The organism is Cellulomonas sp. FA1, from assembly GCF_000986825.1.
In the GTDB taxonomy this organism is placed as follows: domain Bacteria; phylum Actinomycetota; class Actinomycetes; order Actinomycetales; family Cellulomonadaceae; genus Cellulomonas; species Cellulomonas iranensis.
In genome coordinates, this window is record NZ_LBMY01000001.1 from 1,189,523 (window position 1) to 1,216,492 (window position 26,970).

Here is a 26,970-nt window from a genome sequence, read left to right on the forward strand (position 1 = left end):
ACCGTGGACGCCGAGTCCTTCCGGCGACTCGTCGCCGAGGTCGAGCGCGACCCCGCCCTGCTCGCCGCCCTCCTGACCGGCGGCACGCAGGACGCCCGGCTCGTCGACCTGCTGCCCGAGGGGCGCCGCCGCGCCGCCGCGGGCGGTGCGGGCGCCGTCGTGCAGGCACGCCTCGCCCCGGTCCTCGACCGGCGCCGGCTGCTCCTCACGGCGGTCGGCGCGTCGTGCGACGGCAACGTGACGTGCTGCTGCACGTCCGGCACGTGCGGAGGGGTCACGTGCGGGGGCAGCACGTGCGACGTCACGTGCTCGGGCGACAGCTGCGGCAGCACGTGCGGCGACTCGTGCGGCACGACGACGAACCTGCAGTCCGTCGCCGAGCAGGTCACCCGGGGGGCACGCCCCGGGGGCCGCACCGGGGGCGGCTTCCGGTGACGGACGTCGTCACCACCCCCGGGGTCGGCACGCCGCGCACCCGCGCGGACGCCGGCCCCGGGGTCGTCGCCGCGCTCACGGCCGCGGGCCTGGACGTGCGGGTCGCGTGGCCGTGGGCGAAGGTCGGGCGCACGGACCGGCCGTCGGGGTGGAAGCTGCACCTCACGTGCGTGCCGACCCGGCTCGACCACCTGGTGCAGGTGCTGCTCGACGTCGTCGCACCCACGGGCGCGCCGTTCAAGGTCGCGCTCGACGCGACGGTCGTCGCGCTGCTCGACGAGGGCGGCCTCGGTGACAGCCAGGTCGGCAAGGCCGCCACCGTGTACCCCCGCACCGACGCCGAGCTCGGTGCGCTCGTCGCCGCGCTGCGCGAGGTCGACCTGCCCGGTCCGCACGTGCCCGACGACGTCTGGCTGGGTGGCCCGGTGCACGCGCGCTGGGGCACGTTCGACGGCGTCGTCACGCGCGACGTCCTGGGCCAGAGCGTCGTGCAGGTCCGCGCACCCGACGGGAGCCTCGTGCCCGACGCGTACGACCGCGACCTGACCCGGGCCCGCTTCGCCACGGCGTTCGCCGGGACGCCGCTGGCCGGTCTGCAGCAGGACCCGCCGCCCGACCCGAGCGGGGTCGTCGGCGGCAGGTACGCGGTGGTCGGGGAGCTGCGTCGCACCGCGTCGGGCACGCTGCTGCAGGCGTTCGACCTCGCCTCCCCCGTGCCGCGCGCGATCATCCTCAAGCACGGCCGCGCCGGCACGCTCGCCGACCTGCACGGGCGCGACGTGCTGGACCGGCTGCGCCACCAGCGGCGCATGCACGAGCTCACCGCCCCGCTCGGCGTCGCACCACGCTGCGACCCGCTCGTCGCCGTGCCGGGCGGCGCCGTGCTGCCGCTGGAGTTCCAGGCCGACGACAGCCTCGAGGCGCTCGTCGCGGCACGCGTCTCCGGCCGGTCGCTGGCGACGTGCGCGCCGGACGCCCGGGCGACGGTGCTCGACGCGTTGTCCGGGGCGGGACGCTGCCTGGCCACGCTGCACGCGCTGGGCGTCGTGCACCGCGACCTGTCCCCCTCGAACGTGCTGCTCGCGCACGGCCGGGCCGTGCTCTCGGACCTGGAGCTCGCGGCCGTGCTCGGCGACGGCACGCCCGTGCACGGCAAGGGGACGCCGGGGTTCATGGCTCCCGAGCAGCTGCAGGACGCCCCGCCCGACCCCGCGATGGACGTGCACGCGTTCGCCGCGCTGACGCTGTTCGCACTGCTCGGGGTCGACCCGCGGCGCCTGCCGCGGCCTGAGCAGTCCGACGGCTGGCGCTCGCTGCGCCGGCTCGTCCCGGGCGTGCCGGACGCGGCGTGGGCGGTGCTGCGGCGCGCGATGGACGTGGACCCCGCGCGGCGGCCGCCGCTGCACGCCGTGCGCGACGTCGTCGACGACCTGCCGCGCGCGGCGCCACCCGACGCCGGGGTCCCGCGGCCGGTGGCGGCGCGACCCGTCGGCGCTCGGCGGGCGGCGGCCGTGGGACCCGTCGACGCCGCACGGGCGCGGAGCGCGGCGCACCGCACGCCGACGGTCGGCGCGCGCCCGCCCGTCGGGCTCGTCGGTGCCGCGCTCGCGACGCTCGCCAGCCCGGCCGTGCTCGACCCGGACGGGCGGTGGATCTCGGCTCCCGTGCGTGCGGGGCAGGCGTCCGCCGCACCGGAGGTCCGGCGGAGCCTGAACCGCGGGGCGGCGGGGCCGCTGCTCGTCTGCGCCGGCCTCGCGGGGGCGACGAGCCTGCCGCGCGACCTCGTCGCGGTGTGCCGCACCAACGCGACGGCCCTCGCCACGGGCCGCGCGGAGCCCGACGCGGGCATGCCGGGCCTGCACTTCGGCGAGACGGGTGTGCTGCTCGCGCTGCACGCCGCGCGGCGCCGAGGGCTGGCGGCCTTCGGCGACGCCGACGTGCGCGACCTGTGGGACGCGGTGCTGGCCGACCCGGTGTGGTGGGACGTCACGCACGGCGCGGCGGGCGTCGCGGTGGGCCTGACCCGCCTCGCGCCGCTCGTCGACGACCCCGCCGCGCGGGCGCGCGCGCTGCGGCACCGGGACGCGCTCGTCGAGCGCCTCGTCGTGGCGCAGGAGCCCGACGGCTCGTGGGTGACGCCCGACGGCGTGCCCGGCATGTCGGGCGAGACGCTGACGGGGTACGCGCACGGCGTCGCGGGTGTCGGGCACGCGCTCGTGGTGCTCGCGCCGCACGTCGCCGACGCCGACCTCGCGCGGCGTGCCGTCGAGGCGGGCACACGGGCCGCGGCCTGGCTGCGCGACGGCGCCGGGCAGGCCGACGACGCACTGACGTGGCCGTACGGCGACCGGCACCCGGAGCACTGGCGGTGGTGGTGCCACGGCGCCCCCGGCATCTCCCGGCTGTTCGTGGCCCTCGCGGCGACGACCGGCGACCCCGAGCACGCCCGCACCGCACGGCGCTGCCTCGCGGGCGTCGACCCGGCGTTCGACCCCGCGAACCTCAGCCTGTGCCACGGCCTCGCCGGCGTCGCCGAGCTGCTGCTCGACGCGGGCGACACCCTCCACGACGACACGCTGCGCGACCGCGGCCGCGCGCTCGCCCGCACCGTCGCCCGCCGGCACCTGCGCGGCCGGCAGGACGTCTACTGGGTCGTCGAGGACCCCCAGGTCATCGGCGCCGACCTCATGGTCGGGCTCGCCGGGGTCGTGCACCTGCTCGCACGGGCAGGTGGTGTGCGGGGGCTGCCGCCGTGGGACGGGGTGGGGGCGACGGTCGGGACGTGAGGACGCGCTGGGCACCGGTGGGCGGGGTCGGCGCCGGTCGATCCGCCGCTCCGGCCGCGACCGCTTCGACGGCGGACCGACCGATTCAGGCTCATCGGTATCGGTAACCGAGAAGTCGCTGAGCCACCCCCTAACGTGCTTAAAGCACCTCCCAGCACTTCTCCTATCACCCTGTTTCGCTCGAGATCGCCCCACGCACAGCGGCCATACGCGCAACATCGGTCAGGATGTTCCAGCCCTCGGTACATTCCTAGCGCTCGGTTGGCCCGCTAACTCGTCGGCGCGATCCGTGCACAATGCGTGACCGAGTGTTGTACTCGGCGCGCATTCGTTCAAATTCTGTACGCCGGTCGCCCTGCGGCCGAATCATCTGCGCGAGATAAAGCGTGAGCCGAAACGACAGTTTCGGACTAATCTGCGGAGAAAGCAACTCGAGTCCCGAGCCTATTTTCACGATGGACCGACCGTGGCTCGGGATCTGCGGCACTGAGATTACGGTGTCCTGCAGCACCTGCATCGATCCCGGGTGCCCGGGCTACACAAGGACGGCATGCACGCCAACGCGCACTTGACCCTGGGTGAGGTTCGTGCCCGCTTACCTGATTCGTCGCGCGTGGGGCCAGGGGGACCTGAGCATCAAGCTGCTCGGTGACCTCGGCGTGGATGCTCGCGCGCAGGAGGAGGCGCGCCATGCGGCCGGGTACCTGTCGAAGTCGGTCGGCAAAGGCCTTCACCGACCTGGCGGCGCGGGTGCCGGAGATGCAACGGTACGACGCCGCTCAGGGGTTCAAGCCCGCAACGATGCCGGTGCGGGGCCGATCCCCCAATGGGTTTTGGCGCGGGTGTCGGAGGGCCAGGAACTGAGCCGGCGCGCTGCTGGCTCTCCTCGGACACCGATGACTGGGCCGCGCCGCCGGCTCGGTGGGTTCAATGGCGCCGGTGATCCTCGTGACCGTTCATCGCGAGGCGCTGGCTCGATGGGTGAAGCACTCCTGCACGGCGCAGAGTGTCCCGGTACGCGTGTCCGACCGTGCGGTGCTTGCCGGCGTAGACGTTCTGTTGGGACCCGGGGAGCGTCCGGACGCACGGCTTACCAGCGCCGAGCACAGGGCCGGTCGCCGCCGCGCCCCCACAACTGCCAGACCGGCTACACGCGCTCCGGGCCCGGCCCGCGCCTCCCGGGACCTGGCCTTGGTGACGACGGCTTGGTCGAGGAGCGCCTTGACGATGGCGACCTGCCGCAATGGGTTCAGGCCCCCCACGCCCCGCGTAGATCCTCGCCCCCAAGTAGTCCGCCGCCGCCTCCCGGTGCGTCATGTGAGCGAACGCTGCCCGGTTGACGTCCAGACGCCCTTGCGACGGGGCTGTGATGGTGACTTGCCAAGTTGTGCCAGCGGCTCACGGACCATCGTGGAAAGCAGCCAAAGGCAATGAGGAAGCGCCAGACTGCTTGACGGGCCGGCAAGTCGCGAGGATCGTGTCTCCCAAGGCCGACAACCGCCCCGACCACGGCGAAGTGACACATACGACCGCCGCCACGAAAGTCGATCCGAGTAGGCGCGTTGGGCCGGACCGGACGACTAACGAGCAGACCACCCGGTACGTGACAGCATCAGATATGCGAGGACACGGACATGCGATCAGAGATAACGAGAACACCACCCATCGCGGTGCGGCGTGCTCTGTGCAGCGAGGTCGGATTTCGATGCCCCATCAACGACTGCGGCAGCCCTTACCTCACGTTCCACCACTATCGACCAACCTGGCGAGTTCAGCGCCATCACAACCCCGAAGGCATGATCGCGTTATGCTCTGAGCACGCCGGAAAAGCCGACGGCAACTACTATCCTGACGAGTACCTCGACAGATTAAAATCCGAAGGAAGAGGCCGCTCCGAAGCGGTTCAAGGAACATTCGACTACCTGCGTCTCGACATGATTGCGAAGATCGGATCGAACGTCTACTACGACGTTGACACGCTCGTGGAAATTAACGGGGAGCCGGCGGTATATTTCGGTCGCGACGCCGCAGGATACCTCCTGCTTAATATCAACCTACCGGCGCCTGAGGGTGGCTCTCGGGCCAGACTGGAGAACAACGTTTGGACAGTCGACCCTGGGGCTGAACGTATCGACTGCCCACCTCGAGGGCGTCACATCAGGGTAGATTTCGAAGATGGAGATGGCTTCTATGTCGGATTTACGGAGTACCCCAACGCCGCAACCTACTCGGCGAAGAACCCCAGTGGACGTACACTAATTGATTCTCTGAGCTTTCCTGTCGTCGTCGCAGAATTCTGGGAGCGATCGGGGAGCCATCTTATCGAGTTCGGAAGAAATACAACGAGATTCCCTTCCTCGCGCGGCTCGATTGCAGGCTCCCTGTTCATTGGAGGCCCCGTAGGAATCTCCTATAATAGTCCACCATCTCCCGCCTTGCTCAGTAGTCTTAATCGAGCACTGGAGGACTTCAACGGGCGCAGCAGCTCGCTCTGAAGAATGCTCCCATCTTCGGAATAGAAGCACGCAAGAGTCGGTTATGTATGCCCGCGCGTGCGACTTATAGACTGCGGCACATCACGGTGATGCGAACTTTATTACGTGAGTTTTCGCCAAGAGGACAGCCCCTACAGGCACCTCCTCTATACCCTCCGAGAGGGCAAATCTTCGAGTTTTACTGTGCACCATCGCCACCCCGCTCCTAGCACGCGCGAGCAGTGCACGTCACGAAGCGCTCCATCTCGATCACGGGTGGCGTATCGGGCCCGCTTGCGCACCGCAGCGCCGTCGGCGTGCCGGTCGTCGCAACTCGTGCGCCGCCCAGTCTCGCAGCGCACCGCCACCGCGCCCGCCGACCCCGGGCGAAGGCGTCGTCACTGGAAGTCCCGCGACCGGCTCCGGACCTTCAACGACAGCGGGCTGAGGTGCTCGGCGACGAGGTTCGTCGCGCCGTCGGCCTTCTCCAGGCGTCCCCGCACGACCATCGCCTTGGCGGTGCGCGCGGTGCGGCGGAACCGTTGCCACAAGCCTGCGGAGCACACGACGTTGAGCAGGCCCGTCTCGTCCTCCAGGGACAGGAACGTCACGCCCTGCGCGGTGCCGGGGCGCTGGCGGTGCGTGACGACCCCCGCGACGGCGATGCGCCGCCCCTCCTCGGTGCGGAACACCTGCTCGACGCGCAGCACGCCCGCCTCGTCGAGCCCGTCGCGGACGAACTGCGTGGGGTACGAGTCGACCGACACGCCCGTGGCCCACACGTCGGCCGTCGCGACCTCGACGTCCGACAGCCCCGGCAGCGTCGGGGCCGTGACGCCCACAGCGACGCCGGGCAGCGTGTCGGGACCCTCCTGCGCGAGCGCACCCGCCGCCCACAGGCCCGAGCGCCGGTCGACGCCCATGCCCTCGAGCGCACCGGCCGTCGCGAGCGCCTCGAGCTGCGCGGTCGTGAGCTGCACGCGCTGCACCAGGTCGTGCAGGTCGACGAACGGGCCGCGCGCGGTGCGCTCGTCGACGAGCGCCCGCGCGACCGGTTCGCCGATCGTGCGGATCTGCGTGAGCCCCTGCCGCACCGCGAGCGACCGCGGCGCACCGCCCGCGGCGCCCGTGCGGACGCCCGGCTCGCGCACCGGCCCCGTGCCGCTGGGCATCGGGACGAGCGGCGGCTCGCCACCCGGCGGCGTGGGCCCGACGCGTTCGACGACCGCGAGCACGTCGGACGCCTGCACGTCGGGGCGCAGCACCTCGACGCCGTGGCGGCGCGCGTCGGCAGCGAGGGACTGCGGCGAGTAGAACCCCATGGGCTGCGCCGCGAGCAGACCCGCGTAGAACGCGGCGGGGTGGTGCACCTTGAGCCACGAGCTCGCGTACACGAGGAACGCGAACGAGTACGCGTGCGACTCGGGGAACCCGAAGTCCGCGAACGCCTTGAGCTTGTCGAAGATCTGCTCGCGCACGTCCGGCTCGATGCCGTTGCGCGCCATGCCCGCCATGAGGCGATCGCGCATCGCCTCCATGCGTTCCATCGACCGCTTCGAGCCCATCGCGCGGCGCAGCTGGTCGGCCTCGGCGGGCGTGAAGTCGGCGACGTCGATGGCCATCTGCATGAGCTGCTCCTGGAACAGCGGCACGCCCAGGGTCTTGCCGAGCGACTTCTCCAGCAGCGGATGCAGGTACGTGACCTTCTCGCGGCCCTTGGCGCGGTTGATGAACGGGTGCACCGACCCGCCCTGGATGGGCCCCGGCCGGATGAGCGCGACCTCCACGACGATGTCGTAGAACTTCTCGGGCCGCAGGCGCGGCAGCGTGCCCATCTGCGCGCGGGACTCCACCTGGAACACGCCGACCGTGTCGGCCGCCGACAGCAGCGCGTACACCGCCGGGTCCTCGTGCGGCAGGCCGTGCAGGTCGAGCGTCACGCCCTCGTGCTTGCGCACCTCGGTGAACGCGAGCCGCAGCGCCGTGAGCATGCCGAGCCCCAGCAGGTCGAACTTCACGAGCCCCGCGTCGGCGCAGTCCTCCTTGTCCCACTGCAGGACCGTGCGGCCCTCCATGCGCGCCCACTCCACGGGGCACACCTCGATGACCGGCCGGTCGCACATCACCATGCCGCCCGAGTGGATGCCCAGGTGCCGCGGCAGCCGCAGGAACCGCTCGGCCAGGTCGATGACGTGCTCCGGGATGTCCTCGGATTCCGCGGCCGACGGCGGCAGGTGCGTGGGCACGACGTCGTGGTTGTCGGCCGTCGGGCGGCCCGGGACCTCGTGCGACGGGCCGACCGGCCCCGAGCGCGTCAGGTGCCACCACGGGCTCGGCTTCTCCTGCCCGCGCAGGCTCCCCCACCGCTCGATCGACCCGCTCCACGCGTCCTGCTGCCCCACGTCGTACCCGAGGGCGCGCGCGGCGTCCCGCACAGCCGAGCGCGGACGGTAGGAGATGACGTTGGCGACCTGCGCGGCGTGCGCGCGGCCGTGCGTCGCGTAGACGTGCTGGATGACCTCCTCACGGCGCGCGGACTCGATGTCGACGTCGATGTCGGGCGGCCCGTCGCGCTCGGGCGCGAGGAACCGCTCGAACAGCAGCCCGTGCGCGACCGCGTCGACGGCGGTGACGCGCAGCACGTAGCAGACCGCCGAGTTCGCGGCCGAGCCGCGCCCCTGCGCGAGGATCCCGTTCCGCCGGCAGAAGTCGACCAGGTCGTACACGACGAGGAAGTACCCGGGGAACCCGAGGTCCTCGATGACGCGCAGCTCGTGCTCGAGCTGCGCGTACGCGCCGGGCACCCGCTCGGCGTCCGGCGGGCCGTACAGCTCGTGCGCGCCGCGGCGCACGAGCTCGCGCAGCCACGACGCCTCGGTGTGCCCGGGCGGCACCGGGTACGGCGGCAGGCGCGGCGCGACGAGCGACAGGTCGAACGCGCACTCCGCCGCGAGGTCCGCCGCGGCGGCCACTGCGCTCGGGTGCCGCCGGTGCAGGTGCAGCATCTCGACGGCCGAGCGCAGGTACCCGGTCGGCCCGCCGGGCAGCCAGCCGTCGAGGTCGTCGAGCGACGAGCGCGCGCGCACGGCCGCGAGCGCCTGCGCGAGGTCCGCGTCGCGCTCGGTCGCGACGTGCGCGTTGCCCGTCGCGACCAGCGGCAGACCCGCGGTCGCGGCCAGCTCGGCGAGCGCGTCGGCGCGGTCGGTGTCGTACGCGTCGCCGTGCATCGTCGTCTCGACGGCCACGTTGTCGCGCCCGAACAGTGCGACCAGCCGGTCGAGCTCGACGCGCGCTGCGTCGAGCCCGTCCGGTGCGACGCCGAGCACGCCCGACGGGTCGCCGCCCGCGAGCGCGCGCCGCACGGCACCCTTGCGGCAGCCCGTGAGCACGAGCCACTGCCCGGCGGCGGCCTCGGCGAGCTCCTCGAGCCGGTACTCGGCGGCGCCCTTGCGCCCGGTGCGCAGGTGCCCCTCGGCGATCGCGCGGGACAGCGCGCGGTACCCGTCGGGGCCGCGCGCGAGCACGAGCAGGTGCGACGCGCGCGGGTCGGGCACGCCCGTGGGGGCGTCGAGCACGGGCGGGCCGGGGGTCGGGCGCTTCTCGCGCGGGTGGCGGCGCGGGTCGGGTGCGGGCAGGTGCAGCTCGGCGCCGAACACCGTGGGCAGCCCCACGGACCGCGCGGCCTGCGCGAACCGCACGACGCCGTACAGCCCGTCGTGGTCGGTGAGCGCGAGCGCGGACAGGCCGAGGCGCGCGGCCTCGGCCGCCATCTCCTCGGGCTGGCTCGCGCCGTCGAGGAAGCTGAACGCCGAGTGCGCGTGCAGCTCGGCGTACCGCGGGGGCCACGCGGCACGGTCGGACGCCCCGCGAGCGGACGCGGTGCGGGCGGGCGCGGCGCCAGCAGGCGCGGTGCGGCGGTCGGGCCCGCCGGGCACGGGTCGCTCAGTCATACCCGGCCTCGCACGTCCAGGCGCCGTCGGCGTGCGTGAGCAGCACGGCTCCCCCGTCGTCGAACGCGACCTGCAGGTGCGCGCGCACGCGCGGCGGCGTGCCGGGGTGGGCCCACCAACGGTCGGTCAGGAGCCACGGCCCGGCCCAGCCGGTGACCACCCGCGCACCGGAGGCACGTGCGCCCGCTCCCCGACCCTCGCGTGCGCCCCGACCCTCGCGCGATCCCAGGCCGTCACGCGCAGCACCGGGCGCACGACGGCCCGCGGCGGGCTCGTCGGGTCGGGGCGCGAGGACCCGCACGGTCCCGAGCGGCGCGCTGAGCAGGCCGCGGGCGTCGACGCGCACGGGCTCGCCGCGCACGTCGCGGACGTCGACGCGCACGGGGTCGACCAGCACGGTCGCGGGCGCGGGGTCGGGCAGCCGCCCGGGCCACGGCCGGTCGACGGGCCGCGGCGGGTCGCTCTGCTCGCCCCACGGCCGCACGTGCACCTGGTCGCGCACGTCGCGTCCGCCCTGCAGGGTCGCGGTGAGCACGCCGGCCCCGCCGACGATGCTCTGCGCGCGCTCGAGCGCGCGGTGCGCACGCAGGTCACCGCCCGACGGCCCGCCCCACAGCTGCGTGGCCTCGGCCCCGGCGGGGGCGACGTCGAGCGCGGTGAGGGTGAGCCGCACGAGCGCGACGGGCGCGACGTCGTCGAGGTGGTCGACGTCGGCGGGGACGTCCCGCGCGTCCGCGCCGCCACGCCCCGGGGTGCGGCCGGCCGCGCGCTCCTGCTCGCGGACCTCGCGGCGCCGGTCGCGCGCGGTCGCGACGGCCGAGGCCGTGAGCCACCCGTCGAGCTGCCAGCGGATCCGGTCGGTGATGCGCGCGGCCGCGAGCGCGCCCCACCCGCCCAGGTCGGTGCGCCACGTGCGGACCAGCTCGGTGCCGTCGTCGGTGCGCGCCGCGACCTGCAGGCGCCCGCACGTGACGGACCGCGCGACGAGGTCGGCGTGCAGCTCCTCGGCGAGCCGGCGCCCCGCGAACGCCGCGGTGTCGACGCGGTCGACGGGCGGGTCGAGGTCGGCGCTCACCTCGAGGTCGGCCTCGGGGCGGCGCCGTGCGGGCGGCCGCTCGTCGAGCCCGCGCGCCAGGGTGTGCGCCCACGTGCCGCGGCGGCCGAAGCGTGCGTGCACGTCAGGGGCGGGCAGCGCCGCGAACGCACCGAGCGTGCGCAGCCCGAGGCGGTGCAGCAGGTCGACGAGCGCGGCGACCTCGACGGCCTGCTCGGGCCCGGTCGTGGCGTGCACGAGCTCGGTGACGCCGTGCGCCGCGAGGAACACGGCCGACGCGCCGGGCTCGACGACGGCCCCGCTGCGCGCCGCGAGCACGGCCGCGAGCAGCCCGTCGGCCGTCCCGACGCCGCACTCGTGCCCGGTGGCGCGCGCGACCGCGTCGACGATCCGCTCGGCGAGCGCCTCCTCCGACCCGTGGTACCGCGACGCCCCGCCCGCGGGCAGCAGCAGCAGACCGGGCCGCGCGACCTCGACGCCCGCGACGACGGTCTCGGTCGCGGCCGCGACGGGCTCGAACAGCCGCGCGTCGCGCGCGTCGTCGGCGGGCAGCAGCACGAGCTCGGGACACACGCCCTGCGCCTGGCGGCGGCGCATGCCGCGACGCACGCCGTCGGCGCGCGCGAGCGCGGACACGGCGGTGACGCGTCGGCCGTCGTGCACCGCGGACGGCACGTCGACGGGGACCTCGTCGGCCGTCATCGCCGCGACCACGGGCCAGTCGGGCACCCACACCACCGTCGTGCGCGTGCTCATCCGACCAGCCGCAGTCCGCCGGCCGCCGGGGTGCGGCGGCGCACGGGTCCGGCGGGCACGTGCTCACCGGGCGGCGCGAACGGCAGCACGACGTCGGCGGACGTGGGGACGGCCGCGCTGCCGCGGCCGGTGCGGCGGACCGTGAGCGCGCACGTGCGCAGCCGCCCGTCGCCCGCGCCGACGCCCGACCACCGGGCCGCGCCGGCCTCGAGCACGACGTGCGCACCGGGCCACGCGACGGTCGTCACGAGGGCGGCGCCGCGCTCGCGCGCGCGGGCGGACAGGCGGCGCCGGTCGGCGTCGGCGAGGGGCGCGTCGGGGCCGACGAGCACGACGTCGATGCCGTCGACGAGCGCCGCGAGCACGGTCGCGGCGTCGGGCCCGGGGTCCGGCACGAGTGCGAACCGCGCGAGGTCGACCCCGGCCTGGGCGGCGGCGAGCAGCCCGAGGCGCGGGTGCCCCACGGCGACCGCCCACGCACCCGACGCGCACGCGTGCGCGAGCACGCCGAGCGCGAGCGACGTCGAGCCGAGCACGGTGGTGGTCGCGCCGCGGCGCAGGCCGTCGGGCAGCAGGTCCGCGAGGGGCGGCGGCACGGGCAGCGGCGGGCGCTCGCTCGTGAGCAGCGACGTGCGGCGCGTCGGCGCGTCCTCAGTGAGCACGGTGGGCACGGCGGGCACTGCCGACGACTGCGTGGACACGGGCGCGCCGTCGGGCACCGGGCGGACGCCGGCCAGGTGCTCGGCCCGCTCGCGCAGCACGTCGTGCACGTCGCCCCGGGGCTCCGTGGCCGCGGGCGACGTGACGACGCGCGCGGTCGGCGCCGCGACGCGCGCGGGCAGGTCCGCGGCCGTCTCCCCCGCCGACGCGGGAGCGCCCGGGGCTGTCGGGTCCGGGGCCGTCGGGCGCGCGGCGGTCGAGCGCGCGGCCGCGCGCGCCGCGGGGGACGGCGTCGCGACGGTCTCGCCGACCGCGAGCTCCCCGGTCAGCACGCTGCGGGCACCCGTCCGCCGTTCGGCGGCCGCGAGCGCGGCACGCGCGCGTGCCACCCGCTCGAGGGTGCTCGTCCCCGTCACGCTGCTCCCACCCCTCGTCCCGCACCACCACCGACCGGCTCGCCCGCGGCGTCGGACGCGCGCCGCCGGCCCCCTGACGACGACGGGCGCCCGACCCGCGGATCGAACACGTGTTCGATGATGCCAGTACACGCTGACACCGCGGAGGTGTCAATCCGGCCGAGACCCCCGCCACGTGGAGGGGCCGGGTGAACCGTGGGAGGTCCCGGATCGCCACCCTCGGACAGCGGTACGGTTTGACGGATCCATCAACCCGTCATCCCGGAGCACCCCGTGCCGCTGCACGCCCTCGGCGTCGACCGCCCCCTCGCGGAGGTCAAGGCCGACCTGTTCAAGGCCCTCGCCCACCCCGTCCGCGTCCGCACGCTCGAGCTCCTGGTCGAGCGCGACCGCCAGGTCAGCGAGCTGCTCGCCGAGCTCGGCCTCGAGGCCTCGCACCTGTCCCAGCACCTCGCGGTGCTGCGCCGCGCGGGCGTCGTCACCGCGCGCCGCAGCGGCAACGCCGTGCACTACGCGCTCGCGCTGCCCGCGGTCGCCGACATGCTCGCCGCTGCCCGCGCCGTGCTCGTCGACGCCGCGACCCACCACCGCGACCTGCTCGACGGCGCCGCCGACGACGCCCCGGACGCCGCCGCACAGGCCGGCGCCCCCGCCGCGCAGACCGGCACCCCCGCCGGCCCCGCCCGCACCACGGAGGCCTGAGCCGTGACCGCGCCGACCTCCCCGGCGCCCGCCGCCCGCACGACGCCGCCCACCACCGTCGCGCGCCTGCGCGACCTGCTGCCGCGCCGCACCGACTACGCCGACCTGCCGCGATCGTGGCGTCAGGACCTGCTCGCGGGGCTCACGGTCGCGATCGTCGCGCTGCCGCTCGCGCTGGGGTTCGGCGTGTCCTCGGGCCTCGGTGCGGCCGCGGGCCTCGTGACCGCCGTCGTCGCGGGGGCCGTCGCGGCCGTGCTCGGCGGCTCGCACCTGCAGGTCAGCGGCCCGACGGGCGCGATGACGGTCGTGCTGCTGCCCGTTGTCGCGCGCCACGGCGCCGAGACGGTGCCGGTCGTCGCGATCATGGCCGGCGGGATCGTCGTGCTCGCGGCCGCGCTCGGCATCGGCCGGCTCGTCGCGTACATCCCGTGGCCCGTCGTCGAGGGCTTCACGTTCGGCATCGGCGTGGTCATCGCGCTGCAGCAGGTGCCGCTCGCGCTCGACACGCCGCGCGCCGAGGGCGAGAACGCGGGGCTCGTGGCGCTGCGCACGCTCGCCGACGTCGACTGGGGCCGGACCGTCGCCCCGCTCGCGCTCGTCGCGCTCGTCGTCGCCGTCATGGTCGTGCTGCCGCGTCTGCACCGTGGCGTGCCGGCCTCGCTCGTCGCGGTCGTCGCGGCCACGCTCGTCGCCGAGGTCGGTGGCCTGGACGTCGACCGCATCGGCGCGCTGCCCAACGGCCTGCCGGCACCGCACCTGCCGGTCGTGGACCTGGAGACCACGAGCGCGCTGTTCTCGTCGGCGCTGGCCGTCGCGGCGCTCGCGGCGCTCGAGTCGCTGCTGTCCGCGCGGGTCGCCGACGGCATGGCCGACGACATCGGGCGCACGCGGCCCAACCGCGAGCTGTTCGGGCAGGGCGTCGCCAACGTCGCGTCGGGCCTGTTCGGCGGCCTGCCCGCGACCGGTGCCATCGCGCGCACCGCCGTCAACGTCCGCTCGGGTGCGCGCACGCGCGTCGCGGCGCTCGTGCACGCAGGCGTGCTCACCGCGATCGTGTACCTCGCGGCGCCGCTCGTGGGTCGCGTGCCGCTGTCGGCGCTGGCCGCGGTGCTGCTCGTGACGGCCGCGCGCATGGTCGACCTGGGCACGGCGCGCGCGATCTGCCGGTCGGGCCGGGCGGGCGCGCTCGTGTTCGGCGTGACCCTCGCGGTGACCGTCGTGTTCGACCTCGTCATGGCCGTCGAGGTGGGCGTCGCGGTCGCCGCGGTGCTCGCGCTGCGCGCCGTGGCCCGCAGCAGCGGCCTGCACCGCGAGCCCCTGCCGGGCGCGTCGGAGGACGAGGTCACGGCCGACACCGAGCGCGCGCTGCTGCACGAGCACATCGCGGTGTACCGGATCGACGGCGCGCTGTTCTTCGCCGACGTGCGGCAGTTCCTCGACGAGCTCGCGCTCGTCACCGACGTGCGCGTCGTCGTGCTGCGCCTGGGCAACGTCCGGGTCCTCGACACGAGCGGCGCCAACGCGCTCGCCGAGATCGTCACCGACCTGCGCCGGCGCGGCGTCGTCGTGCTGCTCAAGGGCCTGCGCCCCGAGCACCGGCGGCTCGCGGAGAGCGTCGGTGTGCTGACGGCCGTCGGGCCCGCGCACCACGTGTTCGACGACCTCGACGCCGCGCTCGAGCACGCGCGGACGCACGTGCACCGCCCCCACGACGCGGACCGGGCCGCCTGAGCCGGCGGGGCCCGAACCGGCGGGCCGGAACCGAGCAGACCGACCCGGCGTCAGGCACGCCGGGTAGCCTGCCGCGCATGACCACCGCACTCGGGACCCTCACCTGGGAGCGGGCCGTCGACCGCCCCGACCTGCTGGCCGCGAGCACGCACGCCGCGATCAGCGGGTGGGCGGCAGTCGAGCCCGCCGTCGCCGACGCCGTCGTCGTCACGCCGATCGACCCGGACCTCGCCGACACCGCGGCCATGACCGAGGCGTACGACCTGCCGCTGGTCGCGTCGGTCAACTGCGTGCTCGTCGCGGGCCGACGCGAGGGCGTCGAGCGCACGGCCGCGTGCCTCGTGCGCGCGACCACGCGCGCCGACGTCAACAACGCCGTCAAGCGCCTGCTCGACGTCCGCAAGGCGTCGTTCCTGCCGATGGACCGCGCGACCGCCGAGTCCGGCATGGAGTACGGCGGCATCACGCCGCTGGGCCTGCCGGCGGGCTACCGCGTGCTCGCCGACGCGGCCGTGGGCGGCGACGACCTCGTGATCATCGGCAGCGGCGTGCGCCGCTCCAAGATCGCCCTGCCCGGGTCGCTGCTGCTGCGCGCACCGGGCGTCGAGGTCGTCGACGGGCTCGCGATCGGCTGACCCGGCCGCGAGCCGGCGGTCTCAGACGCGTGTCGCCCAGAACGCGACGGCCGCGGCCGCGGCGACGTTGAGCGAGTCGACCCCGCCCGCCATGGGGATGCGCACGGTCAGGTCCCCGGCCGCGACGGTCGCGGGCTTGAGCCCGTGCCCCTCGGCGCCCAGCACGAGCGCGAGCCGCTCGGGCGGGTCGGCCACGAGCTCGTCGAGCGTGATCGCGTCGTCCGACAGCGCGAGCGACGCCGTCACGAACCCCGCGTCGCGCAACGTCGCGACGCCCTCGGGCCACGGGTCGATGCGCGTCCACGGCACCTGGAACACCGTGCCCATCGACACGCGCACCGACCGCCGGTACAGCGGGTCGGCGCACCGCGGCGTCACGAGCACGGCGTCGACGCCCAGCGCGGCGGCCGACCGGAACGCGGCGCCGACGTTCGTGTGGTCGACGACGTCCTCGAGCACCGCGACGCGGCGGGCACCGGCACCGTCGCGCGCACCCGCCAGCACGTCGGCGACCGGGCGCAGCGCGGGCCGGTGCATCGCCGCGAGCGCACCGCGGTGCACGTGGAAGCCCGTGATCGCCTCGAGCACGGGCTCGTCGGCGAGGTAGACGGGGACGGCGTCGTCGCCCGGCAGGTCGGCGAGCACCGCCTCGAGCTCGGGCAGCCAGCGCGGCGCGATGAGCACCGACCGCGGCCGGTGCCCGGCGCGCAGCGCACGTGCGACGACGGTCGAGCTCTCGGCGATGTACAGGCCGTTCGCCGCCTCGACCCGCAGGCGCAGCGCGACGTCGGTGAGGCCGACGTAGTCGGTCAGTCGCGGGTCGTCGCGGTCGGTGACGGGCTGGACGTCGGCACGGGACACGCGGTCATCCTCCCAGGTCGGCGCGGTGCCGATCGTGCGCGTCGCCCGACGACGCGGACCCGCGCGGGGCCGTCGTCAGGCCGCGACCTGACGTCGCACGGCCCGCCCGCCGAGCACCGCGACGACCGCGCCGCCGACCGCGACGACCGGCACGAGCAGGAACGCGGTGTGCGTGCCGAACGCGTCGGCGAGCGCGCCGAGCAGGAACGGCGCGATGCCGATCGCGACGGCGCCCGCGAGCGTCGCGTGCGACTGCGCGCGGTCCCCGCGGCCGGGCGACGCGGCGAGCAGCAGCGAGATCGACAGCGGGTAGTGCGCGCCGTAGCCGAAGCCCGCGACGACCAGCCCCGCGAGCGCGACGGCCGGCACGGTCGCGGTCCACAGCACCGCCCACCCGACGATCGCGATGCCGAACGACGCCGCGAGCAGGTGCGCCGGGTGGATGCGCAGCGACAGCGGCCCGACCACGAAACGCATCGCCGACATGCCCGCGACCAGGCCGGCGGTGGTCGCGGTCGCGATGCCCGCGCCCGCGCCGGTCTGCGTGAGCACGAGGTCGGTGGCCCAGTAGGTCGTGGCGTTCTCGAGCGCGATGGCCGCGACGACCGCGACGAGGAACAGCGCGGCGGCGCCGACGGGCCGACGCCGGGCCGGGGGCACGACCGCCGGGAGGGTCGCGCCGTCGCCGGGCGCGGTGCCCTCGGGCACGACGTCGGCGACCGCGGGCGTCGTCGAGCCCGCCGGCGAGCCCGTCGCCGCGCCCGCGGCACGGCCGCGACGGCGCAGCCCCGGCAGCGAGTCGGAGACGGGCAGCCGCGCGACGAGCGTCGCCGCGACGACCGCGAGCAGGATCGTCACCGCGACGCCGGGCCGCCAGCCCCACCCGGCGGTGACGGCCGCGCCCACCGCGAGCGGCCCGACAAGCCCGACCGACGACCCGACGCCGTTGGCCTCGGTGATCGCGGCGGACGCCGCGGGTCCGGTGTGCTCGGCGAGCCCCACCTGCGTCGCGGCGATCATGACGTTGCCGCCGACGGCGGCGACGACCATCGCGGGCAGCGTCCACGCGAGCGTCGGCCCGAGCAGCAGCCCGGCGACCCCGACGGTGAGCAGCAGCGTCGCCGAGACGATCGCGCCGCGGCGTCCCAGGACCCGCACGGCACGCGGCGTCAGCGGCGCCGCGAGCAGACCGCCGACGGCCATCGCGGTGCCGTGCAGCCCGGCCTGCGCGGCGGTGATGTCGAGCTCGTCGGCGAGCAGCGGCACCGACGGGTTGAAGCTGTACAGCATCCAGCCCCACACGGTGAACGGTGCGTACAGGCCGACGGTGAGCCGGTCGCGGACGAGCCGCGGGCGTGCGGGGGGCATACGACGAGCATCGACCGCGCCGTGAGCCCGCTCGACGTCCGACGCGCGTGACGTGCGCCTCACCGCGCGCCGCGGCACGCCGCCCGTCGCACGCCTCCCGCGGTGCGTCACCGCACGGTCACGAGCGTCTCCGCGTCGTCGCCCTCCTCGACCGTGACGTCGTGCCACGCGCCACCTGCCTCGACCGCGTACCGCCCGGGCAAGCCCTGCACCTGCACGCGTCCGTCCGCGTCGGCGGTGACGGTCGTCGGCGCGAGCCACCACTCGCCGCGCACCAGGCCGCGCAGCGCGTCGTACGCGGGCTTCGGCGTGCCGTCCTCGGTGACCAGGCCGCCCGGGGCGTGCAGCCACATGCCGTGGTCGGACAGCCCCCAGTACGTCACGGCCTGCACGCGCGGGTCGGCGACGAGCGTGCGGTAGTGCGCGACGACGTCGTCGGCCTGCCGGTCGAGCCCGTCCGGCGTCGACGGCCAGCGCTCCACCCGGTGGTCGTTGAGGTCGACGATGTCGCGCGGCATGAGGTCGCCCGACAGGATCGTGGTCTCCGTGAGGTGGAGCGGCAGGCCGAACCGGCCGAACCGCTCGAGCACGTCGAGCGTCTTGTCCCGCCCCCACGCGCCCTTGTGCATGTGGGACTGCAGCCCGAGCGCGTCGATGCGGACGCCGGCGGCCAGGCACTCCTCGACCAGGTGCTCGTAGTCCGCCGACATGTCGAAGTCGTTGAGCAGCAGCGTCGCCGCGGGGTTCGCGGCACGCGCCTCGTCGAACGCGAGCTGCACCATCGGCACGCGGCCCTGCGTCGCCGCGACGCGCGTGACGGCGTTGGTGTCCTTGTCGAACACGGGCATGATCACGACCTCGTTGATCGCGTCCCACGTGTCGACGAGCCCGGCGAACTCCCCCGCGTCGCGGCGCACGCGCTCGCGCAGCAGGCGCAGCACCTCGTCGTCCGGCAGCGGCTCGAGCCACCGCGGCGCGACCGTGTGCCACACCAGGGGGTGCCCCTTGACCCGCGCGCCGCGCGACACGTAGTGCTCGGCGGCGGCGCGCAGCGCGGCCGTGCGCGTGCGGCCGCGCTCGGGCTCGAACGTGCCCCAGTAGAACGGCAGCGTCGCGGTGTCGAACACGTCGAACCACAGCGCGTCGAGCCGGTCGAGCAGCGCGTCCTCGCCCGGGGCGGGCGTGCGTCCCGACAGGCGGCGCCACGCGCGCTCGGTCTCGTCGAACCCGATGCAGCCGAACGCGATCGCGTGGCCGCGCTGCTCGACGCGCACGGACGCGCCGGCGAGCGGACGCCCGGCGGGGTCCACGAGCCGCACGGTGCGGCGGTGCGCGCGGTGCGCGAGCTCGGGGTCGCGGGTGACGGCGGCCCGCGCGACGGCGGCGGGTGCGACGGGGGTGGGCACGGACGGGGCGGGCACTGCGCTCATGCGACTCCTTCGTACGCGACGGGCGACGGCTCCGGCGCCCGTGCCCAGCCTGTCATGCCCCGATGCGCAGGACCCAGGTGGCGAGCGTCGTGACGGTGAGCGTGACGAGCAGGACGGACGCGACGCTCAGCGGCGCACCGGCACGCACCATGTCGGGCACGCGCACGTACCCCGAGGAGTAGGCGATCGCGTTGGGCGGGGTCGCCGCGGGCATCATGAACGTGCACCCGGCAGCGAGCGCGACCGGCACGGCGAGCAGCAGCGGGCCGTGACCCAGCGCGACGCCCACGGTGCTCATGATCGGCAGCAGCGTCGCGGCGGTCGCGGTGTTCGACATGAACTCGGTCATCGCGACGGTCAGCACGCACACCACGGCCACGACGACGAACGTCGGCAGCCCGCCGAGCCCGTGGGCACGCTCCCCGATCCACACCGACAGCCCGGACGCGGTGATCTGCGACGCGAGCGCGAGCCCGCCGCCGAACAGCAGCAGGATCCCCCACGGCAGGTCGCGCGTGTCCGACCAGTCGAGCAGGCGCCCGCCGCACGGCTCGCCCGACGGCAGCAGGAACAGCAGCACCGCGACGACGACGGCCACGACCTCGTCGGTCACGGGCGTGCCTCGCCAGATCAGCGGCAGCGCGATCCACGACGTCGCCGCGAGCGCGAACACCGCGACGACGCGTCGCTGCGGGTGCCCCATCGGACCGAGCCGGTCGAGCTCGGCACGCACCACCGAGTCGTCCTCGCACAGCGGTGCGGGGTCGAACCGGAACACGACGCGCGTGAGCACGAGCCACGCGAGCAGCAGGAACACGATCGACAGCGGCAGGCCCACCGCCATCCACTGCCCGAAGCCGATCTCGATGCCGTACGTCTCAGACATGTACCCGACGAGCAGCGCGTTGGGCGGGCTCGCGATCACCGTGCCGAACGAGCCGATGGTCGCGGCGTACGCGATGCCGAGCATGAGCGCGGCGGACAGCCGCCGGTCGACCTGGCCGCGCTCACGGCTCAGCAGCGTCAGCACCGACACGCCGATCGGCAGCATCATGACGGCCGTCGCGGTGTTCGACACCCACATGCTCAGCAGCGCCGTGGCGACCATCATGCCGAGCACGAGCCGGCGCGGCGCGGTGCCGACGAGGCGCACGACGCCGAGCGCGATGCGCAGGTGCACGTCCCAGCGCTGCAGCGCGATCGCGAGCACGAACCCGCCGAGGAACAGGAAGATCACCTTGTTCGCGTACGGCGCGGCGACGTCGGCGACGGGTGCGACGCCCGCGACGGGCAGCACGACGAGCGGCAGCAGCGCGGTGACGGCGAGCGGCAGGGCCTCGGTCATCCACCACACGCCCATGAGCACGAGCGTCGCAGCGGTGACGGCACCGGCGTGGTCGGGCATGCCCGCGGCCGCGGCCGGCATGTCGGGCATGACGACGGCGACGAGCACCGCGAGCGCGGGCCCGACGACGAGCCCCACGGTGGACCGGCTGGGGCGCCGCAGCCGCTCCGCCCGCGGGAGAGCTCTCCCGCGCCGGCGGTCGTCCGACGGGTGCGGGGGTGCGGCGGCGGTGGCGGAGCTGATGGGTCGACCTCTTCGTCACGGGGGCGGGCGTGTCGTCTCCCCCTCGACGCTAGGCGCGCGACCGTCTCGCCACGTGGGACCTTCGGGCGCGCCGGGCCTCGCGCACCCGCCGTGCCGCTGCCCGCCCCACGTCGACGCCGACGGACAGCACGACGGCTCGACGGACAGGGGCGTGCACCTGTCCGTCGAGCCGTGCGGCCGTCCGTCGCGGGGGCCGGGGCGCGCGGCCCCGCCCCCGCGGCGGGTCAGTCGACCGGGGCCGTGGCCGCGGCGAACTGGCTCTCGTAGAGCCGCGCGTACGCGCCGCCCGCCGTGAGCAGCTCGTCGTGCGAGCCCTTCTCGACGATCCGGCCGTGCTCCATCACGAGGATCACGTCGGCGTCGCGGATCGTCGACAGCCGGTGCGCGATCACGAACGAGGTACGCCCGGCGCGCAGCGCGTTCATGGCGTGCTGCACGAGCACCTCGGTGCGCGTGTCGACCGAGCTCGTGGCCTCGTCGAGGATGAGGATCGCCGGGTCCGCGAGGAACGCGCGCGCGATCGTCAGGAGCTGCTTCTCCCCCGCCGAGACCGTGCCGCCCTCGTCGTCGATCACCGTGTCGTAGCCGTCGGGCAGCGTGCGCACGAACCGGTCGACGTGGGTCGCGACGGCGGCCTCGACGATCTGCTCGTGCGTCGCGCCGTCCACGCCGTAGGCGATGTTCTCGGCGATCGTGCCCTCGTACAGCCAGGTGTCCTGCAGGACCATGCCCATCTGCGAACGCAGCGCGTCGCGCGTGAGCTCCCGCGTGTCCACGCCGTCGAGCGTGATCCGCCCCGAGTCGACCTCGTAGAACCGCATGATGAGGTTGACGAGCGTGGTCTTGCCCGCACCGGTGGGCCCGACGATCGCCACGGTCTGGCCGGGCTCGGCGACGACCGACAGGTCCTCGATGAGCGGCACGTCGGGCTCGTAGCGGAACGACACGTCCTCGAACGCGACGCGCCCGCGCACGGGCTGCGGCAGCGCGGCGGGCGCCGCCGGGTCGGGCGACTGCTCGTCGGCGTCGAGCAGCTCGAACACCCGCTCGGCCGACGCGACGCCCGACTGCAGCAGGTTCGCCATCGACGCGATCTGCGTGATCGGCTGCGTGAACTGCCGGCTGTACTGGATGAACGCCTGCACGTCGCCGAGCGTCATGGTCCCCGACGCGACCCGCAGACCGCCGACCACCGCGATGATCAGGTAGTTGATGTTCGACACGAAGCCGAGCGCGGGCTGGATGACGCCCGAGATGAACTGCGCCTTGAACGAGGACTGGTACAGCTGCTCGTTGCGCTCGGCGAACGTCTCGGCGGCCTGGCGCTGCCGCCCGAACACCGTCACGAGCGCGTGGCCCGTGAACATCTCCTCGATGTGCGCGTTGAGCTTGCCGGTCCACGCCCACTGCTGCACGAACTGCGGCTGCGAGCGCTTCGCGATCGCCGCGGCGATCGCGACCGACAGCGGCACGGTCACGAGCGCGACCACGGCGAGCAGCGGCGAGATCCAGAACATCATGCCGAGCACGCCCAGCACCGTGAGCACCGACGTGATGAGCTGCGACAGCGTCTGCTGCATGGTCTGCGCGACGTTGTCGATGTCGTTGGTCACGCGGGACAGCAGCTCGCCGCGCGGCTGCCGGTCGAAGTAGGACAGCGGGAGCCGCCCGAGCTTCTCCTCGACGTGCGTGCGCATGCGCTTGACCGTGTTCTGCACGGCGCGCGCCGTGAGCCGTCCCTGCAGCCAGCCGAGCAGGAACGCGGCGACGTACACCGCGAGCACGACGAGCAGGATCTCGCCGAGGCGCGTGAAGTCCACGCCCGACCCGACGGTCAGGGTCTGCATGCCGCTGACCATGTCGGCGATCGTGTCCTGCCCCGAGGCGCGCAGCGCCTCGACGGCCTGCGCCTGCGTCGTGCCGGCCGGCAGCACGCCGCCGAGCTGGCGCGACACGATGCCCTCGAACAGCACGTTGGTCGCGTTGCCGAGGAGCTTCGGGCCCGCGACGGCCGCGGCCACCGAGCCGACGCCGAGCACGAGGACGAGGACGAGCCGCACGCGCTCGGGCCGCAGCACCGTCAGCAGGCGTCGCAGCGAGCCGCGGAAGTCGAGCGACTTCTGGCCGGGCATGCCCATGCCGTGGCCCATCGGTCCGCCGCCGCGGGGGCCGCCCGGGGGCGGTCCGGCGGGACGCTTGTCGGTCGTGGCGCTCATGCCGCCTCCTGCGCGTTCAGCTGGGAGTACACGATCTCCTGGTAGGTCGCGTTGGACTCCAGGAGCTCGTCGTGGGTGCCGTCGCCGACCACGCGGCCCTCGTCGAGCACGAGGATCCGGTCGGCGTAGCGAATGGTCGCGACGCGCTGGGCGACCACGAGGACCGTGGCGTCGCGCGTCTCGGGCGCCAGGGCGGCACGCAGCGCGGCGTCCGTGGCGTAGTCGAGGGCCGAGAAAGAGTCGTCGAACAGGTAGATGCTCGGGCGCCGCACGAGCGCACGGGCGATCGCGAGGCGCTGGCGCTGACCGCCCGACAGGTTGGTCCCGCCCTGCGCGACGGGCGCGTCGAGGCCCTCCTCGAGCGCCTCGACGAAGTCGCGCGCCTGCGCGACCTCGAGCGCGTGCCACATCTCCTCGTCGCTCGCACCGGGCCGACCGAACTCGAGGTTCGACCGGATGGTGCCGGAGAACAGGTACGGCCGCTGCGGCACGAGGCCGATGCGGTCACCGAGCGCGATCGGGTCGGCGGTGCGCACGTCCACGCCGTCGACCAGCACCTGGCCGCCCGTGACGTCGTACAGCCGCGGCACGAGGTTGAGCAGCGTCGACTTGCCGGCGCCGGTCGAGCCGATGATCGCGGTGGTCCGCCCCGGCTCGGCCACGAACGACACGTCCTGCAGCACGGCGTGCTCGGCGCCCGGGTAGCGGAACTCGACGTCCCGCAGCTCGAGCAGGCCGGGCCGGGCCTCGGGACCGGTGGGGAACGGCGTCGCCTGCGTGGGCGGCACGACGGTGGTGTCGGTGTCGAGCACCTCGCCGATGCGGTCGGCCGAGACCATGGCGCGCGGCACCATGACGACCATCATCGAGCTCATGAGCACGGCCATGAGCACGAACATGATGTAGCTGAGGAACGCGATGAGCGACCCGATCTGCATCTCGCCGGCGTCCACCCGGTTCGCGCCGAACCACACGACCGACACGCTCGACACGTTCATGACGAGCATGACGACCGGGAACATGAGCGCCATCAGCAGGCCGGTGCTGAGCGAGGCGACGTACAGCGCGTCGTTCGCGACCTCGAACCGGGCCTCCTCGTGCCGCTCGCGGACGAACGCGCGGATGACACGCACGCCCGTGAGCTGCTCGCGCATGACACGGTTGATCGCGTCGATGCGCTTCTGCACGCGCCGGAACCACGGCACCATGCGCGACACGATGAGCCCGACGATGACGGCCAGCACGGGCACGATCACCAGCAGCAGACCGGACAGGCCCACGTCCTCGCGCAGCGACATGACGACGCCGCCGATGAGCATGAGCGGCGCCATGACGAGGAACACGAACGTCATGAAGACGACCATCTGCACCTGCTGCACGTCGTTGGTCGTGCGGGTGATGAGCGTCGGAGCGCCGAACTTGCCCATCTCCTGCTGCGAGAACGACTGCACCTGCGCGAACAGCCGTGCACGCACGTCACGGCCGAACGCCATGGCGGCGCGCGCGCCGAACCAGACGGCGGCGATCGCGGCGACGACCTGCACGAGGCTGACGCCGAGCATGACGCCGCCGAGGCTCCAGATGGCGTCGGTGTCGCCCTTGGCGACGCCGTCGTCGATGATGTCGGCGTTGAGGCTCGGCAGCCACAGCGTCGCGACGACCTGCACGAGCTGGAGCGCCAGGACGGCGATCACGGCTCCCCGGTACGGGCGCAGGTGCTCCCTGAGCAGTCGGATGAGCATGGGTCAGGACCCTTCCGTGAGGGTGGGGGCGTCCCCGGTGGGGGTGGGGGCGTGGGGGGTGTCGGGTCGGTGGGCGCGAGCATGCCGTCGAGCAGCAGGTCCACGATGACGCGTGGCTCGAACGAGCGCTCGAGATTTCCGCCGTGCAGCATGCCGACGCGTCCGGCGTGCAGGAGCATGCCGAGCACGAGCGCGTCGACGGCCTGGACGGCGTCGTCGAGCGGCAGCCGCAGACGGTCCGCGTCGGGCTCGAGCAGGCGACGCATCTGGGCGTGCACGGCCTCGAGGCCCTCGCGCTGACGGCGCGCCCACTCGGCGCCGGGGCCGTGCGGCAGCCCGTCGGGGCCACGGCCGAGCCGGTGCAGCACCGTCATCCACACGCGCACCTGGCCGACGCGCTGCTCCATGAGCTCGACGAGCCGCACGAGGCGGTCGCGCAGCGGCGCCGTGGCGTCGATCGCGGCGAGCGCGTCGAGCCCGGTGGTGGGGTCGGCCGCCGCGAAGGCGGCCTCGCGCACGAGCTGCTCCTTGTCGTCGAAGACGCGGAACAACGTGCCCTCGGCGACGCCGGCGGCGTCGGCGAGCTGCCGGGTCGTGACGTCCAGGCCACGTTCGAGGATCACGGGCTGGACGGCGTCGAGGATCGCGCGGCGGCGCTCCTCGGGGGGCAGCGGGGCGGCACGGCTCGGGCGCGGTACTGCGGGGCTCATGCGCAGCACGGTAAGTGAGTGAGCACTCACTCAGCAAGTCCTCAGGTCAGCGCCACCCGGACGGCACGACGCCGGCGCCCCCTCGGTGGGGGCGCCGGCGTCGTGGTCGGGCGGGAGCCGTGCGTGGCGTCAGGGCGCCGTCGGCGGCTGCTGCGTCCCGTGCTGCGGAGCGTCCTGCACGGGCTGCTGCGGGGCGGGCTGCTGCGGGGCGGGCTGCTGGGCGGCGTGCGGCGTCTCGCCACCCGCCGGCGCCGCGCCCGCACCGGGCACCGGGCGCTGCGGCGCCACGGGGCCCGCCCCGGGCGCTGACCGCGCTCGGCCGACGGGTCGAACGGCACACCCGACAGCGTCCCGGCGCTCGTCGCGTCCGCCGTCGCCGCGGCCGACTCGCGCCGCGCCTCCGCGAGCGCCTCGCTCGGGTCCGTCAGCGAGACCGGGGGCAGGTCGCCCTCCGCGATCGGCGACTGCCCCGCCGCGCGCGTCGGGTACTCGCCGTCCGACGGGCCGCCGCCCGCGAAGCCCTTCGACAGCCACCCCAGCGCGCCGCTGAGCTCGGCCGGCAGGAACCACATCTTGTTCGACGGGCTCGACGCGATCTTCGGCAGCGTCTGCAGGTACTGGTACGCCAGCAGCTTGGGGTCGGCGTCGCCGCGGTGCACCGCGTCGAACACCTGGAGGATCGCGCGCGCCTCACCCTCGGCCCGCAGGATCGCCGACTGGGCCTCACCCTCGGCCCGCAGGATCGCCGACTGCTTCTCGCCCTCGGCCGTGAGGATCGCGGACTGCTTGACGCCCTCGGCTGTGAGGATCGCGGCACGACGGTCGCGCTCGGCACGCATCTGCTGCTCCATCGAGCCCTGCACCGACGCGGGCGGGTCGATCGCCTTGAGCTCGACGCGGTTGACGCGGATGCCCCACTTCCCGGTCGCCTCGTCGAGGACGCCGCGCAGCTGGCCGTTGATCTGGTCACGGCTCGTCAGCGTCTGCTCGAGGTCCATCGAGCCGATGACGTTGCGCAGCGTCGTCACCGTGAGCTGCTCGATGCCGGTGATGTAGTTGGCGATCTCGTAGACCGCGTCCTTCGGCGACGTCACCTGGAAGTAGATGACCGTGTCGATGCTCACGACCAGGTTGTCCGACGTGATCACGGGCTGCGGCGGGAACGACACGACCTGCTCGCGCAGGTCGACGTTCGCGCGCACGCGGTCCACGAACGGGATCAGCAGGTGCAGACCGGCGTCGAGCGTCTTGTTGTACCGACCGAGCCGCTCGACGATGATCGCGACCGCCTGCGGCACGATCCGCACCGCGCGCACGAGCGCGACGATCACGAAGATCAGGACGAGCACGAGGACGACGATCAACGCGACCTGGCCCACGGGCGGGCTGTCGTTCATGGGACCTCCGCTAGGTTGCGCCGCCCGTACCGGGGCGA

17 protein-coding genes are annotated in these 26,970 nt (G+C 74.5%); 6 read left to right on the top strand and 11 right to left on the bottom strand.

The features are described from left to right. Nucleotides 1–3: 3 nt before the first annotated feature. The 3 genes from GY42_RS05315 (at nucleotide 4) to GY42_RS18940 (ending at nucleotide 5,716) form a co-directional block, all read left to right on the top strand. Nucleotides 4–435, top strand: a complete 432-nt coding sequence (locus GY42_RS05315) for a hypothetical protein (protein ID WP_046528537.1) — start codon at nucleotides 4–6, stop codon at nucleotides 433–435. Continuing rightward, entirely contained in the window at nucleotides 432–3,221 is a 2,790-nt protein-coding gene (locus tag GY42_RS05320; RefSeq protein ID WP_046528538.1) for a lanthionine synthetase LanC family protein, read from the top strand. Before GY42_RS05315 ends, GY42_RS05320 begins: the two co-directional genes overlap by 4 nt. A gap of 1,796 nt (nucleotides 3,222–5,017) precedes the next feature. Then, nucleotides 5,018–5,716: a hypothetical protein gene (locus GY42_RS18940; RefSeq protein WP_152667217.1), complete on the top strand. Its 699-nt coding sequence runs from the start codon at nucleotides 5,018–5,020 to the stop codon at nucleotides 5,714–5,716. Nucleotides 5,717–6,093: 377 nt separating this feature from the next. On the opposite strand, the gene dnaE is transcribed toward GY42_RS18940, so the two are convergent. The 3 genes from dnaE to GY42_RS18085 are packed head-to-tail and all read right to left on the bottom strand — an operon-like array spanning nucleotide 6,094 to nucleotide 12,531. Then, nucleotides 6,094–9,645, bottom strand: a complete 3,552-nt coding sequence (dnaE, locus tag GY42_RS05325) for a DNA polymerase III subunit alpha (RefSeq protein WP_236686719.1) — start codon at nucleotides 9,643–9,645, stop codon at nucleotides 6,094–6,096. Further along, on the bottom strand, nucleotides 9,638–11,455 hold the full coding sequence (locus GY42_RS05330; RefSeq protein WP_046528539.1) for a DNA polymerase Y family protein: 1,818 nt from the start codon (nucleotides 11,453–11,455) through the stop codon (nucleotides 9,638–9,640). The genes dnaE and GY42_RS05330 overlap by 8 nt, the downstream gene beginning before the upstream one ends. Then, entirely contained in the window at nucleotides 11,452–12,531 is a 1,080-nt protein-coding gene (locus tag GY42_RS18085; RefSeq protein WP_052748220.1) for a hypothetical protein, read from the bottom strand. Before GY42_RS18085 ends, GY42_RS05330 begins: the two co-directional genes overlap by 4 nt. Before the next feature lie 273 nt (nucleotides 12,532–12,804). Here GY42_RS18085 and GY42_RS05340 point away from each other — a divergent pair, with 273 nt between their 5' ends. The 3 genes from GY42_RS05340 to GY42_RS05350 all read left to right on the top strand — a co-directional run bounded on the left by GY42_RS05340 (nucleotide 12,805) and on the right by GY42_RS05350 (nucleotide 15,599). Further along, the gene (locus GY42_RS05340) at nucleotides 12,805–13,233 is read left to right on the top strand and encodes an ArsR/SmtB family transcription factor (protein WP_046528540.1); all 429 of its coding nucleotides are present in this window, start codon (nucleotides 12,805–12,807) and stop codon (nucleotides 13,231–13,233) included. A 3-nt stretch (nucleotides 13,234–13,236) separates the two neighbouring features. After that, complete coding sequence (locus GY42_RS05345) at nucleotides 13,237–14,964, top strand: SulP family inorganic anion transporter (RefSeq protein WP_046528541.1); 1,728 nt, start codon at nucleotides 13,237–13,239, stop codon at nucleotides 14,962–14,964. Nucleotides 14,965–15,041: 77 nt separating this feature from the next. Then, the gene (locus tag GY42_RS05350) at nucleotides 15,042–15,599 is read left to right on the top strand and encodes a YbaK/EbsC family protein (protein ID WP_046528542.1); all 558 of its coding nucleotides are present in this window, start codon (nucleotides 15,042–15,044) and stop codon (nucleotides 15,597–15,599) included. Nucleotides 15,600–15,620: 21 nt separating this feature from the next. On the opposite strand, the gene GY42_RS05355 is transcribed toward GY42_RS05350, so the two are convergent. The 8 genes from GY42_RS05355 to GY42_RS05390 all read right to left on the bottom strand — a co-directional run bounded on the left by GY42_RS05355 (nucleotide 15,621) and on the right by GY42_RS05390 (nucleotide 26,932). Then, complete coding sequence (locus tag GY42_RS05355) at nucleotides 15,621–16,460, bottom strand: TrmH family RNA methyltransferase (protein WP_046528543.1); 840 nt, start codon at nucleotides 16,458–16,460, stop codon at nucleotides 15,621–15,623. A 75-nt stretch (nucleotides 16,461–16,535) separates the two neighbouring features. Then, nucleotides 16,536–17,828, bottom strand: a complete 1,293-nt coding sequence (locus GY42_RS05360) for an MFS transporter (protein ID WP_046528544.1) — start codon at nucleotides 17,826–17,828, stop codon at nucleotides 16,536–16,538. Between the two features lie 107 nt (nucleotides 17,829–17,935). Then, nucleotides 17,936–19,258, bottom strand: coding sequence for an endo-1,4-beta-xylanase (locus GY42_RS05365; RefSeq protein WP_082131363.1), 1,323 nt, complete (start codon nucleotides 19,256–19,258; stop codon nucleotides 17,936–17,938). Nucleotides 19,259–19,310: 52 nt separating this feature from the next. After that, the gene (locus tag GY42_RS05370; protein WP_152667219.1) at nucleotides 19,311–20,741 is read right to left on the bottom strand and encodes an SLC13 family permease; all 1,431 of its coding nucleotides are present in this window, start codon (nucleotides 20,739–20,741) and stop codon (nucleotides 19,311–19,313) included. Nucleotides 20,742–21,091: 350 nt separating this feature from the next. Next, nucleotides 21,092–23,083, bottom strand: coding sequence for an ABC transporter ATP-binding protein (locus GY42_RS05375; RefSeq protein WP_046528546.1), 1,992 nt, complete (start codon nucleotides 23,081–23,083; stop codon nucleotides 21,092–21,094). Further along, entirely contained in the window at nucleotides 23,080–24,825 is a 1,746-nt protein-coding gene (locus GY42_RS05380; protein WP_046528547.1) for an ABC transporter ATP-binding protein, read from the bottom strand. Before GY42_RS05380 ends, GY42_RS05375 begins: the two co-directional genes overlap by 4 nt. After that, complete coding sequence (locus GY42_RS05385) at nucleotides 24,774–25,535, bottom strand: TetR/AcrR family transcriptional regulator (RefSeq protein ID WP_152667220.1); 762 nt, start codon at nucleotides 25,533–25,535, stop codon at nucleotides 24,774–24,776. Before GY42_RS05385 ends, GY42_RS05380 begins: the two co-directional genes overlap by 52 nt. Before the next feature lie 41 nt (nucleotides 25,536–25,576). Further along, entirely contained in the window at nucleotides 25,577–26,932 is a 1,356-nt protein-coding gene (locus GY42_RS05390; RefSeq protein ID WP_201775255.1) for an SPFH domain-containing protein, read from the bottom strand. Nucleotides 26,933–26,970 lie beyond the last annotated feature (38 nt).